The sequence below is a fragment of the Streptomyces sp. JLBG701 genome, assembly GCF_058544905.1.
Genome location: NZ_CM178588.1, coordinates 9,331,167 through 9,347,321 on the forward strand (window position 1 = coordinate 9,331,167; position 16,155 = coordinate 9,347,321).

14 protein-coding genes and 1 pseudogene are annotated in these 16,155 nt (G+C 71.9%); 13 read left to right on the forward strand and 2 right to left on the reverse strand.

Translation table 11 applies throughout. The features are described from left to right. The first annotated feature begins 41 nt into the window (after window positions 1-41). From AC5DRG_RS42755 to AC5DRG_RS42780, 6 genes are all read left to right on the forward strand, one after another. Window positions 42-1,661: an ABC-F family ATP-binding cassette domain-containing protein gene (locus AC5DRG_RS42755; protein WP_491805245.1), complete on the forward strand. Its 1,620-nt coding sequence runs from the start codon at window positions 42-44 to the stop codon at window positions 1,659-1,661. Between the two features lie 98 nt (window positions 1,662-1,759). Continuing rightward, a complete protein-coding gene (locus AC5DRG_RS42760) occupies window positions 1,760-1,993 on the forward strand; it encodes a DUF6158 family protein (protein ID WP_491813310.1) in 234 nt (77 codons plus the stop codon). A gap of 191 nt (window positions 1,994-2,184) precedes the next feature. Further along, a complete protein-coding gene (locus tag AC5DRG_RS42765; protein ID WP_491805246.1) occupies window positions 2,185-2,979 on the forward strand; it encodes an RNA polymerase sigma factor SigF in 795 nt (264 codons plus the stop codon). A gap of 344 nt (window positions 2,980-3,323) precedes the next feature. Continuing rightward, entirely contained in the window at window positions 3,324-3,818 is a 495-nt protein-coding gene (locus AC5DRG_RS42770) for a hypothetical protein (protein WP_491805247.1), read from the forward strand. A gap of 52 nt (window positions 3,819-3,870) precedes the next feature. After that, window positions 3,871-5,118: an aminotransferase class I/II-fold pyridoxal phosphate-dependent enzyme gene (locus tag AC5DRG_RS42775; protein WP_491805248.1), complete on the forward strand. Its 1,248-nt coding sequence runs from the start codon at window positions 3,871-3,873 to the stop codon at window positions 5,116-5,118. Then, entirely contained in the window at window positions 5,115-6,203 is a 1,089-nt protein-coding gene (locus tag AC5DRG_RS42780) for an MBL fold metallo-hydrolase (RefSeq protein ID WP_491805249.1), read from the forward strand. The genes AC5DRG_RS42775 and AC5DRG_RS42780 overlap by 4 nt, the downstream gene beginning before the upstream one ends. Before the next feature lie 56 nt (window positions 6,204-6,259). On the opposite strand, the gene AC5DRG_RS42785 is transcribed toward AC5DRG_RS42780, so the two are convergent. Next, window positions 6,260-6,880, reverse strand: a complete 621-nt coding sequence (locus AC5DRG_RS42785) for a DedA family protein (RefSeq protein ID WP_491805250.1) — start codon at window positions 6,878-6,880, stop codon at window positions 6,260-6,262. Further along, window positions 6,877-7,650, reverse strand: coding sequence for an MBL fold metallo-hydrolase (locus tag AC5DRG_RS42790; protein WP_491805251.1), 774 nt, complete (start codon window positions 7,648-7,650; stop codon window positions 6,877-6,879). The genes AC5DRG_RS42785 and AC5DRG_RS42790 overlap by 4 nt, the downstream gene beginning before the upstream one ends. Window positions 7,651-7,735: 85 nt before the next feature. Between AC5DRG_RS42790 and AC5DRG_RS42795 the strand changes: the two genes are divergently transcribed. The 7 genes and pseudogenes from AC5DRG_RS42795 (at window position 7,736) to AC5DRG_RS42825 (ending at window position 16,126) form a co-directional block, all read left to right on the forward strand. Continuing rightward, a complete protein-coding gene (locus tag AC5DRG_RS42795; RefSeq protein ID WP_491805252.1) occupies window positions 7,736-8,173 on the forward strand; it encodes a hypothetical protein in 438 nt (145 codons plus the stop codon). Between the two features lie 92 nt (window positions 8,174-8,265). Next, entirely contained in the window at window positions 8,266-10,344 is a 2,079-nt protein-coding gene (locus tag AC5DRG_RS42800) for a phage holin family protein (RefSeq protein WP_491805253.1), read from the forward strand. 78 nt (window positions 10,345-10,422) lie between these two features. After that, entirely contained in the window at window positions 10,423-11,484 is a 1,062-nt protein-coding gene (locus AC5DRG_RS42805; protein ID WP_491805254.1) for an ATP-binding protein, read from the forward strand. 62 nt (window positions 11,485-11,546) lie between these two features. Further along, window positions 11,547-13,282 (forward strand): annotated as a pseudogene (locus AC5DRG_RS42810) (vWA domain-containing protein). 65 nt (window positions 13,283-13,347) lie between these two features. Next, on the forward strand, window positions 13,348-13,776 hold the full coding sequence (locus AC5DRG_RS42815; RefSeq protein WP_491805255.1) for an OsmC family protein: 429 nt from the start codon (window positions 13,348-13,350) through the stop codon (window positions 13,774-13,776). Between the two features lie 130 nt (window positions 13,777-13,906). Beyond that, window positions 13,907-15,319 (forward strand): magnesium transporter CorA family protein, encoded by a 1,413-nt coding sequence (locus AC5DRG_RS42820; protein WP_491805256.1) that lies wholly within the window; start codon window positions 13,907-13,909, stop codon window positions 15,317-15,319. A 6-nt stretch (window positions 15,320-15,325) separates the two neighbouring features. Beyond that, the gene (locus AC5DRG_RS42825) at window positions 15,326-16,126 is read left to right on the forward strand and encodes a glycerophosphodiester phosphodiesterase family protein (RefSeq protein ID WP_491805257.1); all 801 of its coding nucleotides are present in this window, start codon (window positions 15,326-15,328) and stop codon (window positions 16,124-16,126) included. Window positions 16,127-16,155 lie beyond the last annotated feature (29 nt).

Sequence of the window (16,155 nt, forward strand, 5' to 3'; positions counted from 1 at the left end):
CGTTTGCCCGCCCTCCCCGGCGGCCCGCAGAATGCGTCCTCATGGGACACCTGGAAGCCGCACACCTCGAGTACTACCTCCCCGACGGGAGGGCGCTGCTCGGCGATGTGTCCTTCCGGGTGGGAGAGGGGGCCGTCGTGGCCCTCGTCGGCCCCAACGGCGCCGGCAAGACGACCCTGCTCCGGCTGATCTCGGGCGAACTGAAACCGCACGGCGGCACGGTCACGGTGAGTGGCGGCCTGGGTGTGATGCGCCAGTTCGTGGGCTCCGTACGGGACGAGACGACCGTACGGGATCTGCTCGTGTCGGTCGCGCAGCCCCGGATCCGGAAGGCCGCCCAGGCGGTCGACAAGGCCGAGCACGCCATCATGACCGTCGACGACGAGGCCGCGCAGATGCAGTACGCGCAGGCGCTCTCCGACTGGGCGGAGGTCCAGGGGTACGAGGCCGAGACCCTCTGGGACATGTGCACCACGGCCGCGCTCGGCGTCCCGTACGACAAGGCGCAGTTCCGCGAGGTGCGTACGCTCTCCGGCGGTGAACAGAAGCGGCTCGTCCTTGAGGCCCTGCTGCGCGGCACGGACGAGGTGCTGCTGCTCGACGAGCCGGACAACTACCTCGACGTGCCCGGCAAACGCTGGCTGGAGGAGCGGCTGAAGGAGACCCGCAAGACGGTGCTCTTCGTCTCCCACGACCGCGAACTCCTCTCCCGCTCCGCCGAGAAGATCGTCTCCGTGGAGCCCTCGCCCGCCGGTGCGGACGCCTGGGTGCACGGCGGCGGCTTCGCCACCTACCACGAGGCCCGGCGTGAACGCTTCGCCCGCTTCGAGGAGTTGCGCAGGCGCTGGGACGAGAAGCATGCCCAACTGAAGAAGCTGGTCCTGAACCTCCGTCAGGCCGCGTCCATCAGCCACGAGTTGGCGTCCCGCTACCAGGCCGCCCAGACCCGGCTGCGGAAGTTCGAGGAGGCCGGACCGCCGCCCGAGCCGCCGCGTGAGCAGGACATCAAGATGCGGATCAAGGGCGGCCGTACCGGCGTAAGAGCCGTCACCTGCAAGGGACTTGAGCTCAGCAACCTGATGAAGCCCTTCGACCTGGAGGTCTTCTACGGCGAGCGGGTCGCCGTCGTCGGCTCCAACGGCTCAGGCAAGTCGCACTTCCTGCGGCTGCTCGCCGGCGACACCGTGGCGCACACGGGGGACTGGAAGCTCGGCGCGCGGGTCGTGCCCGGACACTTCGCCCAGACGCACGCGCACCCCGAACTGCTGGGCCGCACACTCCTCGACATCCTGTGGAAGGAACACGCCCAGGACCGCGGAGCGGCGTCCTCCCGACTGCGCCGCTACGAGCTGACGAACCAGGCCGAGCAGAGCTTCGACCGGCTCTCCGGCGGCCAGCAGGCCCGCTTCCAGATCCTCCTGCTGGAACTCCAGGGCGTGACGGCCCTCCTCCTCGACGAGCCGACCGACAACCTCGACCTGGAGTCCGCCGAGGCCCTCCAGGAGGGCCTGGAGGCCTTCGACGGCACCGTCCTCGCCGTCACCCACGACCGCTGGTTCGCCCGCTCCTTCGACCGCTACCTGGTCTTCGGCAGCGACGGCCGGGTCCGCGAGACCCCGGAGCCGGTGTGGGACGAGCGACGGGTGGAGCGCGCGAGGTAGGGGGTGCCGGGCGCAGGCCGGAAAGCCTGGGGATGGCTCCGGCCCCGGATGTTCGTAGAGTGGATTCAGGACGACACCTCGACGAGTGGGGCACCACCATGACCGGAGTCGACCCGGGTCGGCTGGACGACCAGCAGCTCATGAAAGAGCTGGAGACCATCCACCGCACACGCCACGACACCCTGCTGTACGGCTCGAACGACGCGCTGCGGATCCACAACGTACGGATGGCGCAGCTCGAAGGCGAGTATCTGCGCCGCAACCCCCGCCGCCTCGTCGCCGCGGGCCGCACCCGGGAAGGAGCCCGGGAAAGGAACCACGGCAACGCATGACCGGCTCTCGGCCGCCCGCAGGAGGTGTTTGTCGCGGAAGGCCGGGGGCAGGCGCATGGTCAGTGCTTCGGACAGGAGGCACCCCCGTGGGAGCGGCGAACGGCCGCCCCGGGCGCGTCTGTCCGACTCTCGGCCTCGCTCCCACGGTGACCGTCCATCCCAGAGCATGTACAAGGGAGTTGCGACGCACCATGCGAAACCGAGCGAGCGCGAAGCACCATCCCCACGACGACGCCCCCGACACCGCGAAGGCGTTCCACAGGCTCGCCACGCTTCCCCCGGGCCCGCAGCGCGACGCGCTCCGCGCGGAGATCGTGGAGGCCTGGCTGCCCATGGCCGACCGGCTCGCGGCGCGGTTCCGCAACCGCGGCGAGAGCTTTGACGACCTGCGTCAAGTCGCCGCCCTCGGCCTTGTCAAGGCCGTAGATCGGTACGATCCCGAGCTCGGCAATGCCTTCGAGAGTTACGCCGTTCCCACGGTCACCGGGGAGATCAAGCGGCATTTTCGTGACCACATGTGGACGCTGCATGTGCCGCGCCGGGTGCAGGATCTGCGGAACCGGGTGCGGTTCGCGTGTCAGGAGCTGTCGCAGACCGTGTCCGGGCGGCGGCCGACGATCGGCGAGATCGCCGAGCATGCGGGGATGAGCGAGGAGGATGTGCTGATCGGGCTGGAGGCGCTGGAGAGTTTCACGGCGCTTTCGCTGGACGCGGAGTTGCCCGGTAGTGAGGACGGGTACTCCCTGAGCGATGTTCTCGGGGGGCCCGATCCCGCGTTGGACATCGTGGTGGACCGGGAGGCTGTCAGGCCTCGGCTTGCCGCGTTGCCCGAGCGGGAGCGGGTGATCTTGTACATGCGGTTCTTCGGGGACATGACGCAGAGCCGGATCGCCGAGCAGCTGGGGATTTCTCAGATGCATGTGTCTCGGCTGATCAGTCGGTGCTGCAGTCGGCTTCGGGATCAGGTGATGAAAGACGCCGCGTAGTGCCTCTGGCGGTTTGTGGGGCGAGTGCGGGTGCGTTGTGGCTGGTCGCGCAGTTCCCCGCGCCCCTTTAGGTGGGCTGCACATCCCCCGATCACTCGCTCGGCCCCTTTGACGCCCGCCAATGGGGGGTGGGCGCGCGCGGGGTGTCGGTCGGCGGGCTGTGATGGGTGTGTACGTCCTTCCCGCAGCCGTCCGTCTTAGGAGCTCGGTCCATGTGCCGCATCGCCGCCCGTGTCCTGTCCGTCTCCGTGTTGGTTGGTGTTGCCTTGAGTGCCGGCGGTTCCGCCGTGGCCGCGGATCCCGCCGCCGAGGTCAGTCCTGGCAGTGCTTCTCCGGGTGGGAGTGTGACCGTTTCCGTGTCCTGTGATGCGGGGGGTGGGCAGGCGGCCGAGAGTATCGACGCCACCTCTCAGGCCTTCGACGAGGGGACTGCTTCGCTGCGGCTGGTCACCGGGAACGAGGACCCCGCCTCCGGGCCTGCCTATCGCGGCACCGCGCGAATCGCCCCCGCCGGTGACTTCGAGGGCGCCCCGCTGAGCAAGCATTCCGCGTGGACCGTCGACGGGACCTGTCCGGGGGCGCACGGTGGGCAGGAGAAGCAGTGGAGTGCGACGTTCACGGTGTCGGTGTCCGGGGGGAGTGACGGCGGCCGGGAGTGCGTGGAGCCACGTACCGAGTCCTGTGAGGCGGCCGTGATTCAGCGTGGGGTGCGGGCCGGGGAGGGCGGTGCCTTCACCGGTTCCGTTCCGGCGCTGGTCGCGGGGGGTGTGCTGATCGCGGGTGCGCTCGGTGGCGCCGCCTACCGGGTGCGCCGCAGGGGGCCCGGGGCCGACGCCTGAGGGTAGGACCGCGTCGCAGGGACCACTGAGACGAACCACTGCGGAGGTACGGATGCGGCGGACGGACCTTCAAGGGCATGGGCCCGTCCGTTTCGGGCCGCCTCTTCCCGAGGACGGGCTGCCCGTGCTGCCCGAGCTCTCCGCGGTGCTCGCCGCGGCCGCCTCCCGCGCCGGGGCCGAGCCGGTCGGCGGCGGGCTCGGTCTCCGGGAGGCCGCGTGCGGGTACTGGGCCCGGCGTGGCCTGCCCGCCGAGCCGGACCGGGTGGCCGCCACCCCGGGCGCGCCCGCGCTGCTGGTCGCGCTGACCGCCGCCATCGGAGGTGACGTCCTGGTCCCGCGGCCCTGTGCCGCCTGGTGGGCGCCGTACGCACGCCTGTTGGGAAGACCCGTGTTCCATGTGCCGACACCGGTCGAATGCGGGGGTGTCCCGGATCCCTACGCCCTGCTGGAGACCGTGCGCCGGGTGCGTGATGAGGGCGGTGATCCGCGGCTGCTCGTGCTGTCCGTCGCCGACGACCCCACCGCCACCGTGGCACCGCCCGAGGTGCTGCACGAGGCCATCGAGGCCGCCACCGGTGAGGGGCTGCACCTGGTCAGCGACGAGACCTGGCGCGACACCGTGCACGCCCCGCACGCCACCGTGCTGCTCAGCCCCGCCGAGATGCTGCCCGACCGGGTCACCGTCGTCACCGACCTGGCCGGCGCCCTGCTGCCGTCGGGCTGGCCGGCGGCGGTGGCCAGGTTCCCGGCGGGCGACACCGGGGACGGGCTGCACGCGCGCGTGCTCGACGTGCTCACCGCGCTCGGCGCCTGCGTCGCCGCCCCGGTCGCCGAGGCGGCCGCATACGCGCTCTCAGAGCCCGAGCCGGTCACCGCGCGGCTGGCCGCCGCCGTAGGCCTGCACGCGCGCGTGGCCGCCGCCGCGCACCGGGCCGTCGTCTCCGCGGGCGCCCTCGCCCGGCCCCCGCAGGCCGGCCGCCATCTGTATGTCGACCTCGGCCCGCTGCGTACCGCGCTCACCGCGCACGGCGTCGGCGACGCGCAGGATCTGGAGGACTTCCTCGCCGTCCGGCTCGGCATGCCCGCGCCGGGGGGCCACCGCTTCGGCGACGATCTCGGGGCGCTGCGCGTGCGGTTGTCCACGGGCGCGTTGCTGGCCGGAACTGATGCGGAACGCGCGGAATGCCTCATGTCACCCTTGCCGTTGGAACTGCCACACGTGCAACGCGCGTTGATCCATGTGACGTCGGTCTTCGACGATCTCCGCGACGACGCTCAGCGATGGGAGCCTCCTCGATGACGCAGCAGTCCGAGTCGACCACGGCCACCGCGACCACCCCGCCCACGTCCCCGCACGCCCCCGGCGACCCGACAGCCACGGCACCCATACCCCCCTTCGCGCCCCCTTCCCCGCCACTGGCCGACCCCCTCCCTCTGGGCGAGCGGCGCGTATGGCCGAGGACCTTCCACGACCGCCTGACCGCGCCCCTCCCCGGCCTCAAGGCCGTCGCCCGCTTCGCCCGCGAGGGCTCCGTGCGGCCGAGCCCCGAAGGCCTCGCCGACATCCCACGGCTGCCCTTCGAACCGGGCCCGCTGCCCCGCGTGGACGCGCGCACGGTCGCCGTCACCTGGGCGGGCCACGCCAGTTGGGTGGTCCGCATCGGCGGGCTCACCGTCCTCACCGACCCCGTCTGGTCCCGCCGGATCCTCGGCACCCCGGCCCGCATCACCCCCGTCGGCGTCGCCTGGAGCACACTGCCGCGCGTCGACGCGGTCGTCATCAGCCACAACCACTACGACCACCTGGACGCCCCCACACTGCGCCGGCTCCCGCGCGACACCCCGGTGTTCGTGCCGGCCGGCCTCGGCACCTGGTTCCGTCGCCGCCGGTTCACCTGCGTCACCGAGCTGGACTGGTGGGAGGCGGCCGAACTGGACGGCGTCCGCTTCGACTTCGTCCCGGCCCACCACTGGTCCAAGCGCAGCCTCACCGACACCTGCCACTCCCTCTGGGGCGGCTGGGTCCTGACGGCCTCCGACGGCCAGCGCGTCTACTTCGCGGGCGACACGGGCTACGGCCACTGGTTCTCCCGCATCGGCCGCCGCTACCCCGGCATCGACCTGGCCCTGCTCCCCATCGGCGCCTACAACCCACGCTGGTGGCTGAGCGACGTCCACTGCGACCCGGAGGAGGCGGTAAGGGCGGCCCAGGACCTGGGCGCACAACGGATGGCCCCCATGCACTGGGCAACGTTCGTCCTGTCGGCGGAGCCGGTTCTTGAGCCGCTCACGCGGGCGAGGGCGGCGTGGGAGAAGGCGGGCCTGGCGAGAGAGAACCTGTGGGACCTTCCAGTTGGAGGCTCACGGGTACTGCAGCTCACCTAGGGGCGCGGGGAACTGCGCGACCAGCCACAACGAATCCCGCACTCCGCAATGCACCGTCACCCAGCAGATCGAACCCGCTTCCAAACGCTAGGCGCCGCGCTGATCGCAACGGTCAGCGCGACCGCCGCAACCACGCCCTCCCAGGGCTCATTGAACAGCGACCCACCGAGGATCCCGATCAACTGGTACGTCACAGCCCACGCCAGACAGGCAGGCAGATTGCCCCGAGCAAACCGACGCAACGGCCACTTGGCAATCAAACAGGCCAGCATCACCGGAATCCGCCCGGCCGGCACCAGCCGAGACAACACCAGCACCGCAACCCCGTGATCCGCGAGACGCACCTGCGCCTGCGCAAGCCGCTCCTCAGGCGCGCGCGAGCGAATCGCCTCCAGCCACCGCGACCCGTTCTTCGACCCCATCCCCCGCCGCCCCAGCCAGTACAACGTCACGTCACCGAGAAACGCGGCCAGCGCCCCCGTCACAAAGACCAACGCCAGCGCGAACGGCGCCGTCTGATGAAACGCCACCACGGCCGCCGAACTCACCAGCGCCCCCGTAGGCACCACCGGCACCAACGCCCCGAAGAACACCAGCAGAAACAGCGACGGATAGCCGATCGCCTGCTGGGTGCTCTCCGGCGTCACGGCCGTAGAGGCCACGGCGAGCAGCGTCACCGTGCGACCTCCAGGCGCACACTCTCCCCGTGCCCGAGCCGGTGCACGGCGACCCCGGGCGCGTACTCGGCGGCGAGGCGCACGAACTCGTCGCCCGGCGTGTGGAATTCATGGGGGCGCACGGCATCCATCCCGATCGGCCAGTACGTGCCGTAGTGCACCGGAACAGCGCTCAGCGGCGCCAGCCGGGCCAGCGCCTCGGCGGCCCGCCCCGCGTCCAGATGCCCCTCGCCGAGATACGGCCCCCAGCCGCCCACCGGCAGCAGCGCCACGTCGACCGGACCGACCTCCTTCGCCATGGAGTCGAACAGACCGGTGTCCCCGGCGAAGTACGTTCGTGCCTCGCCCTCGACGACATAGCCGAGAGCGGGGGAGCGGTGCGGCCCGACCGGCAGCCGCCGCCCGTCGTGCCGCGCGGGCACGGCCCGTACGACAAGGGCGCCGACCCGGGTCTCGTCGCCGGCCTCCACCTCGCTGACCTGGAGGTGGCCGAGCCGACGCAGCCCCGGTACCGCCCGTCGTGCGCCCCGGGGCACGAGCAGGCGCGTGCCCTCGGCAAGCTTCGCCAGCGAGGGAAGGTGCAGGTGGTCGGCGTGCAGATGGGAGACGAGCGCCACGTCCGCGCGCCAGGCGTCGGGCGCCGGCACCGCCCCGCGGCGCCGGCGCAGATGCGCGAGCCGGCGGGCGAACAGAGGGTCGGTGAGCACCCGTACGTCCGAGTCCTCGACCGTGCAGGTGGCGTGACCCCACCAGGTGATCTCCACCGGCACCTCTTTGCCTCCTTCGCGCGACTCCCCCGAAGCCTACGGGCAGGAGTAGTCTCGGCGCCTGAAACCCGGAGGTGAGGGGGACGCCATGGGACAGGTACGGGGTGCCCCCGGCGGGTCAGCGGCGACACCGGTCCGTGTCACGGCGATCGCGAGTCTGACACCGCTGGAGGAACTGGACGACGATCCCTTCCTCGTGGACTCCCGCAGCCAGCACGCGATGTGCGCCCGCTGGGCTGCCGAGCGGGGCTATGTCGTCACCCGGGAACTCCTCGTCCGCGGGCTGCGCCCCGACCACAGCGCCCTGTGGGAAGGCGTCCGCCCCGGCCTCGACCTGTTCGTCGCGCCCAGCCGCCGGGTCCTGGAGAGCGCGCTGGCGTCCGTCGAGGAGTTCACCGCCGAGTGCGCGCGGCGCGGGGTGCGGGTCGAGACGGTCGGGCGGGCGGAACCGGCGTACGACGCCCAGATGAAGGCGCGTGTGCACCGGCGGCTGTCGATGCCGACGGCGGGGTACGACGGTCGCTAGAGCGGGCCGGGTCCGGGTGACAAAGGGCTGCCCCCAGCCGTTGTGACACTGTGGGTACAGGCCCACGCGGACGACGGGCCGGGACGTGAGGTGTGCTGGGCGTGGGCGGAGGGCGTTGGCGGCGGGTCGTCAGCCAGGTCGGGCGGAGCGTCGCGGTGTGGGCCGTCTCCACGGTCACCATGCTCGTACTCGCCGGCGTCCTGCCGGACTTCCAGCTCCAGTCGCCGGACGGCGACAGCGCCACCCGTATCGCCGTCACGGCGGCTCTCGGCGCCGGTGCCTTCGGTCTGCTGTCGGCGCTCGTCTGGCCCCTCCTGGTCCGGCTGTTGCTGCTCGTGCCCGCGCTCGTCCTTGGGCTGCTCGTCTTCGCGCTCAACGGGTCGCTGCTGCTGATCGCCCTGCGCATCAACCCGTCCGGACGCGGCGAGGTGGCACCCGAGACCGCTGTCGTCGTCGCCGCGGTGATGTCCGCCGTCGCCTCCGCCACCGGCGGTGCCCTGGCCGTGCGCGACGACGACGCCTACCGGCGCAGGCTCTACCGCCTCGCCGACCGCCGCCGCAGAGCACTGCCCCCGGGCCCGTCCAGCCCCGGCACCCTCTTCCTCCAGCTCGACGGCGTCGGCCACGACGTCCTGCTCGACGCGATCGGCAAGGGGCTGATGCCGACCGTCGCCCGGTGGCTCGGCGCCGAGGGCCGGGCCACCCACCGGCTCACCCCCTGGCGCACCGACTGGTCCAGTCAGACCGGCGCGAGCCAGCTCGGCATCCTGCACGGCAGCAACCACGACATCCCCGCCTTCCGCTGGTACGAGAAGGACAACCAGGAGGTGATGGTCTGCAACCGCCCGGCCAGCGCCGCCGAACTCCAGCACCGCGCCGTCGAGTTCACCGGCGACGGCGGCCTCCTCACCCTCGACGGCGCCAGCCGCGGCAACCTCTTCAGCGGCGGCGCCGACGAACAGGCCCTCGTGCTGTCCATCGCCACCCGCCGACGCGGCAAGGAGAACCGCTCCCGGGCGGGCTACTTCGCGTACTTCTCCGACCCCGCCAACGCCGTCCGCACCGCCCTGTCCTTCGTCGCCGAGGTCGGCCGCGAGATCGGCCAGTCCCTCCGGGCCCGCGCCCGCAAGCAGCGCCCCCGCGTCAAGCGCGGCGGCCTCTACCCCCTCATCCGCGCCTTCGCGACCGTCGTCGAGCGGGACGTCGTCGTCGCCGCGGTGATGGGCGACCTGCTCGCCGGGCGCAGCGCGGTCTACGCCGACCTCGTCGCGTACGACGAAGTGGCGCACCACTCCGGGCCGCACAGCCGCGACACCGAGCAGGTGCTCCAGCGCCTGGACCGTTCGCTCGCGCTGATCGGCAAGGTCGCCGAGCACGCCCCGCGCCCGTACCGGATGGTCGTTCTCTCCGACCACGGCCAGAGCCCCGGCGAGACCTTCCGCGGCCGCTACGGCCTCTCCCTCGGCGACCTCGTGCGGGCCGGCTGCGGGCTGCCCGTACCGCGCAAGGCGCGACGCACCCACAGCGGGGCCGAGGCGCGTGCGTCCGTGCGCGCCGCGCTGCGGCGGCCCGTCGAGGAGGGGCGCGAGGAGTACCGCCCCTCGCGCCGCTCGGAGCCGATCGTGCTGGCCTCCGGCAACCTCGGGCTGATCTCCTTCCCGGACGTGCCGCACCGGATGAGCAAGGAGGAGATCGACGCCCGCCACCCCGCGCTGCTGACGACGCTCGCCAACCATCCCGGCGTCGGCTTCGTCCTCGTACGGAGTGAGGAGCACGGCGGGGTCGTGCTGGGCGCGCACGGCGCCGAGATCCCGCTCGACCAGCTCGGCGAACGGCCAGGCCCGCTCGCCGACTTCGGGCCCGGCGCCGCCGACGTCGTCCGCCGCACCCACTCCTTCCCGCACACCGCCGACATCATGGTCAACTCCTGGTACGACCCCGCCGACGGCGAGGTCCTCGCCTTCGAGGAGCAGATCGGCTCGCACGGCGGCCTCGGCGGCGCCCAGGGCAGACCGTTCCTGCTGTCGCCGTTCGCCTTCTCCATGTCGGTCGAGGACGGGGAGGAACTCGTGGGCGCCGAGCACATCCACCGCGTCCTGCGACGCTGGCTGCGCGAGTCGGACGGTCCGCAGGTGCCGCTGGAGGCGGAGCCCGAGGAGCGGGTCGCCTGAAAACCGGGTGCGCCGGGGGAGTCGTAGGCACACACTGTTCGCATTCGGCCCTTCTCGAACCTCTCAAGGAGCCGCTGCTTGCAAGCAGCTGTCACCGTCACTCCCGCCCGCATACCCGAACTGCTGCTCGGCCTCGCGACCGTGCGTCCCGTCTTCCTCTGGGGCGCTCCCGGCATCGGAAAGTCCTCCCTGGTAAGGGAGTTCGCCGAGTCGCTGGGTCTGGAATGCGTGAGTCTGCTCGGTACGCAGCTCGCCCCCGAGGACCTGATCGGCGTGCCGCAGATCCGTGACGGGCGGTCCGTGTTCTGCCCGCCGGAGGCCATCGCCCGCGACGAGCCGTACTGCCTGTTCCTGGACGAGCTGAACGCGGCCACGCCCGATGTGCAGAAGGCGTTCTACTCCCTCATCCTCGACCGCCGTATCGGCAACTACGAGCTGCCCCAGGGCTCGATCGTCATCGGCGCCGGAAACCGCGCGACCGACAACGCGCTCGCCCGCCCGATCGCCTCCGCGCTGGTCAACCGCCTCGCCCATGTCCACCTGGAGGCCTCCGCCAAGGACTGGCTCGGCTGGGCCGCAGGCAACGGCATCCACCCGTGGATCCTCGACCACCTCACCGACCGGCCCGACCACCTGTGGTCCAAGCCGCCGAAGACCGAGGAGCCGTTCTCCACGCCCCGCTCCTGGCACATGCTCTCCGACGCGCTGCACTCCTTCGGCCAGGGCCTCGACGAGGAGACCCTGAAGGTCATCGCGCACGGCACGCTGACGCCCGCGCACGCGGTCGCCTTCTGCGGCTACGTCAAGATCGTGCGCAGCCAGTACGGCATCGAGGCGATCATCAAGGGCGACGCCCGCTGGCCCCACCGCATGGAGGACCGCGACCTGCTCTACTACCTCGCCGAATCCTTCCGCGGCCGGCTCGTCAAGGAGCTGCCCGCCAGCAAGGACCACCTCTCGGCGAACGGCCAGCAGACCGCCTACCGCGCCAAGTCCCTGCTCGTGCAGCTCGCCGAGATCTCCGTCGAGGTCGCGCAGAGCGTCATCGCCCCCGACACCGACGGCAACCCCCTGCTGCCGGCGTGGTTCCTGGTCGAGGCGGCCCGCGACATGCCGAGGCTGGTGGAGGCGCGGCAGTGAGCCGCGCCCGTGGCCGGGAAAAGGCCAAGAAGGACCTCGCTGCGGAGGCGTTCGCCGAGGGCATGCGCCTGGTGCGCGCCAACCGGGCGCTCGCCGCCATCGGCTTCAGCACCTGCCGCCAGGAGAAGTGCGCGGACGCCCCCACGAACGGCCTCGTCCGCGTCGACTCCGACGGCGTGCTGCACATCCACCCCACCCGCCGGGCCGAACCCGCCGACTGGGCCTGGGCCGTCGCGCACGGCGTCATCCACCTGGGCTTCGGCCACGTCCCGGCGGCGGCCGGCCGGCGCGAACAGCCCGACCGCTACGACCTCGCCGCCCGCTGCGCGGTCGTCAACCGCTTCCTGCTCGGCTTCCCCGTCGGCACCACCCCCGAGGACCTGCCCCCGTCCTACCCCGACGGCGACGAGGAACAGCTCGCCGCGCGCTGGCGCCGCGACGGCATCCCGCCCGCCTACGACCGCTGCGGTACCGCGGGCGGCGAACCGGACCAGCTGCTCGTGCCCTGGGACACCTGGCGGGGCGGCACCCCGCCGAACTGGCAGCTCGCCTTCGCACACGCCCTCACCCGCACCGTGGCCACCGCGATGGACGTGGCCGGCGGCCGCCGCGCCTCGATGCGCGGCGGCCCCACCCGGCTCCAGCCGTGGGAGCGGGCGCTGAGCTGGTTCGTCTCCTCCTACCCGCTGCTCGGCGGTATCGCGGCCGGCATCACCCTGGTCGCCGACGCCGAACTCGCCCGCGCCCACGACATCTCCGTAGCGGCCGTGAACGCCGAGGCCGGCGAGATCTACGTCAACCCGCTGCGCGAATTCGAGGACGAGGAATGGCGGTTCATCCTCGCCCACGAAATGCTGCACGCGGCCCTGCGCCACGGAGACCGCTGCGGCACCCGCGACCCGTACCTCTTCAACATCGCCGCCGACTACGTCATCAACGGCTGGCTGTGCGAGATGGACATCGGCACGATGCCCGAAGGCCTCCTGTTCGACCCGGAGTTGAAGGACCTCTCGGCCGAGGAGGTCTACGACCGGATCGCCGGCGACCTGCGCCGGATGCGCCGCCTGTCCACCCTGCGCGGCAAGGGCGCCGGCGACATCCTCGGCGGCCCGCTCGGCCCGCCCCGCGACTACGTCGACCTCGACGACCTCTACCGCCGAGGCCTGGCACGGGGGTTGGACCTGCACCAGCAGCAGGCACGCGGATACCTGCCCGGCGGTCTGGTCGAGGAGATCCGGGCGCTCAGCCATCCGCCGCTGCCGTGGGACGCCCAACTCGCCCGCTGGTTCGACGAGCTCGTGCCACGCCCGGAGCCGGTACGGACGTACGCCCGTCCCTCGCGCCGCCAGTCCTCGACCCCCGACATTCCGCGCGCGGGCCACTACTTCCCGCCCGAGGAGATCGCCCGCTGCACCTTCGGCGTCGTCCTGGACACCTCCGGCTCCATGAGCCGCACCCTCCTCGGCAAGGCGCTGGGCGCGATCGCCTCGTACGCCGAGGCCCGTGACGTACCGGCCGCACGCGTCGTCTTCTGCGACGCGGCACCGCACGACGCGGGCTATCTCCCGGTCACGGAGATCGCGGGGCGCGTACGGGTGCGTGGCCGCGGCGGTACGGTCCTGCAGCCGGGCATCGACCTGCTGCACCGCGCGGACGACTTCCCGCCCGGCGCGCCGATCCTGGTGATCACGGACGGGTGGTGCGACGTGCTGCGGGTGCGGCGCGAGCACGCCTATCTGTTCCCCAGGACGCCCGACTGCCGTTCACCGCACGTGGGCCGGTGTTCCACGTGCGGTGAGCCGGAATGTGATCGGATGGGCACAGCAGGGACAAGACACAGCCGGAATTTCGGAAGGACTTATCGTGGCAACCACGCGCTCCGCACACACCGTCTGGGAAGGCAGCCTTCTCGAGGGCAGCGGTGTCGTCAACTTCGACTCCTCCGGTGCCATCGAGGCGCAGCCGGTCACGTGGGCCTCGCGCTCCCAGGACGCGGGCGGCAAGACCAGCCCCGAGGAGCTGATCGCCGCCGCGCACTCCAGCTGCTTCTCCATGGCGCTGTCGCACGCCCTCGCGGGAGCGGGCACCCCGGCCACCAAGCTCCTCACCTCGGCCGACGTCACCTTCCAGCCGGGTGAGGGCATCACGGGCATCAGCCTCACCGTCGAGGGCACGGTGCCCGGCCTCGACAACGACGGGTTCGTCGCCGCCGCCGAGGACGCCAAGGTCAACTGCCCGGTCAGCCAGGCCCTGAAGGCCGTACCGATCACGCTGTCCGCGAAGCTCGCCTGAGCCGCACCACCATCGAGCAGTATGTCGCGTGGGCCGCCTGTCGCAGGTGGTCCGCGCGGCTGTTCGTCCGGGGTCGCCGTGGCCTGGGTGGGGTAGGAACGTCGTACGCACAGGTGTCGGAAGGACTTGGATGGTGCCGGGAGCGACCAGCGACGGGACGGTGCTCGACTCGGCGATCCGCGAGCGCACCCGCGTCCTGCTGTTGTTCAGCCTGGCCGGCCGGATCCGACCGGAGCGCGGCGGGGCGGGCCGGCTCGTCGACCGCTGGGACTTCGGCCGCTTCGAGCCGCACCTGGTGTCCAGCGACGCGGTGCTGCCCGTGGCGGTACTGGCCGAGGCCGTGAGCCCGCAGGCGCTGCGGCTACCGGGCACGGACCACGGGCTCGCCCTCGCCTCGGCCGCTGTGCTGGTCATGGCCACCCCGCGCGGTGACGCGACCCTGATCGTCGACTGCGACTTCGAGGGGGAGACCGCCTCGGGCGCCCTCGCCTCCTGGCTGGCCACCACCTGTTTCGACCGGGCCGCCATGGAACTCGACGGCAGGCCGCTGCTCGACGTGCTCAGCGAGCGGCTGGGCGCGCCCGAACCCCTCGCCTTCGGACAGAACGTGCATCAACTCGTCTTCCCCGGCGGCCAGTTGCTGGACGACCTGCTCGGCGTGGACATCGACGACGAGACGCGGTTGTCCGTCCTCCTCAACGACATGGTCTACCGCGGCAGGATGCCCTCGCCCGGCACCCCACGGCTCACCGTCACCATGCCGCCCAACCTGCGGAACCACAGCGGAACCCTGTCCGCGCACGGCCGCGGGGTCTCCGTGCTGGCCGGCTGGGCCCCGCACGTGGAGAACGGCCTGACCCTCGTCGCCCTCGGCATGATCTCCGCCCTGGCCGTCCTCCAGCGCACCCGGCTCGCGGCCTTCGACATGATGCGGGCCAACGAACAGGCGCCCACGGACTCGCCGTACGAGGTCCGCTCGCTCATCTCGGGTCTCTCGGCCGGGGTGAACGAACTGCAACTGGACCTGGCCTTCGGCGTCGAGGCCTACGTGGACAGCCTGTTGATCCCGGAGATGCTCATGGAGGGCTTCCAGGCCTCGCTGCGCGACACGCTCGGCATCCGCGACAGCCTCGACAACTCGGCCCGCATGGTCGAGCGCCTCACCTCCGTCATCAACGCCCGCTCGGCGGCCCTCGACGCGGCCCTCGCGGAACGGGGCGACCGCCGAGAGCGCACTGTCTCCGGCCTCCTCGCGGTGGCCACCCTGATCGCCCTGCCGGCCACTCTGCTGTTGGCCTACTTCGGGGTGAACGCCACGGACGTGGACCCCGGCCGCTCCATCTTCGATCTGCGGGAGTACGGGGTGGCGTACGTGGTGGCCTGGCTGCCCTTCATCGTTCTGACGGTGATCGGAGTCGTCCTGCGCAGACGGGTCAGCGGGTTCTCGGGCTCGGTGCTCTCACCGCCCGGCAACGGCCCCGTCCCGCTGCCCACTCCCGTTCCCGCTCCCCTTCCCCCTCCGCGCAATCCATCCGGGAGTTGACCGCCCATGCCGCGACGACCCGCTGTCTCCGCGCACAAGGGAGGATCCGAAAGGACCACCCCCGGTACGTGGCAGGCCTACGAGGACGCGCTGCGGTCGGGCGCGGAGTACGTCGAGTTCGACATCCGGCGCACGGCGGACGGCGTCTTCGTCGTCTACCACGACGCCAGGGTCGCTCACACGGGCCCGCTGCTGTCCCGTATCACCCATGCGGAACTGAGCGACCGGGCCGGATACCCGGTACCGGTCGTGGACGAGGTCATGTCGCTGATCGCGGGCAAGCTGATCGGGCATCTGGACCCGAAGGAGGTCGGGTACGAGCGTGAGCTGATCGACCGCGCGATCGCCCTGCTCGGCGTGGACGGCTTCGTCGCCACGACCCTGGAGGACTCGTCGATCGCCACGATCACGGAGACCTTCCCCGGCGTGCGCACCCTCCTGTCCCTGGGCCGCAACCGCAGGGAGACGGGGCTGCTGCGCCTGCCCGGCACCCGGCTCGGCGAACTGTTCCCCATGCGGCGGATCCGCGCGTGCGGGGCGCACGGTGTCGCCGTCCACCAGCGGCTCGCGCGCGCCAATGTGCTGCGTGAGGCCGCAAGGCACGGCCTCTTCACGATGGTGTGGACGGTCGACGAGGAGGCGAGGATGCGCCGTTTCCTCGACGACCCGCGCGTGGACGTACTGATCACGAACCGGCCCCGGCGCGCGGTATCTCTCCGGGACCAGCCACCGAAGGCAGGGGCTGCGGGGGAGGCCGGGGCCGCGGGCGGCGGCCGCGGTCTGGCGGCCGCGGAGGACAAGGCCTGAGCGCGCGCTCAGGCGCCCTTCCCCCGGTG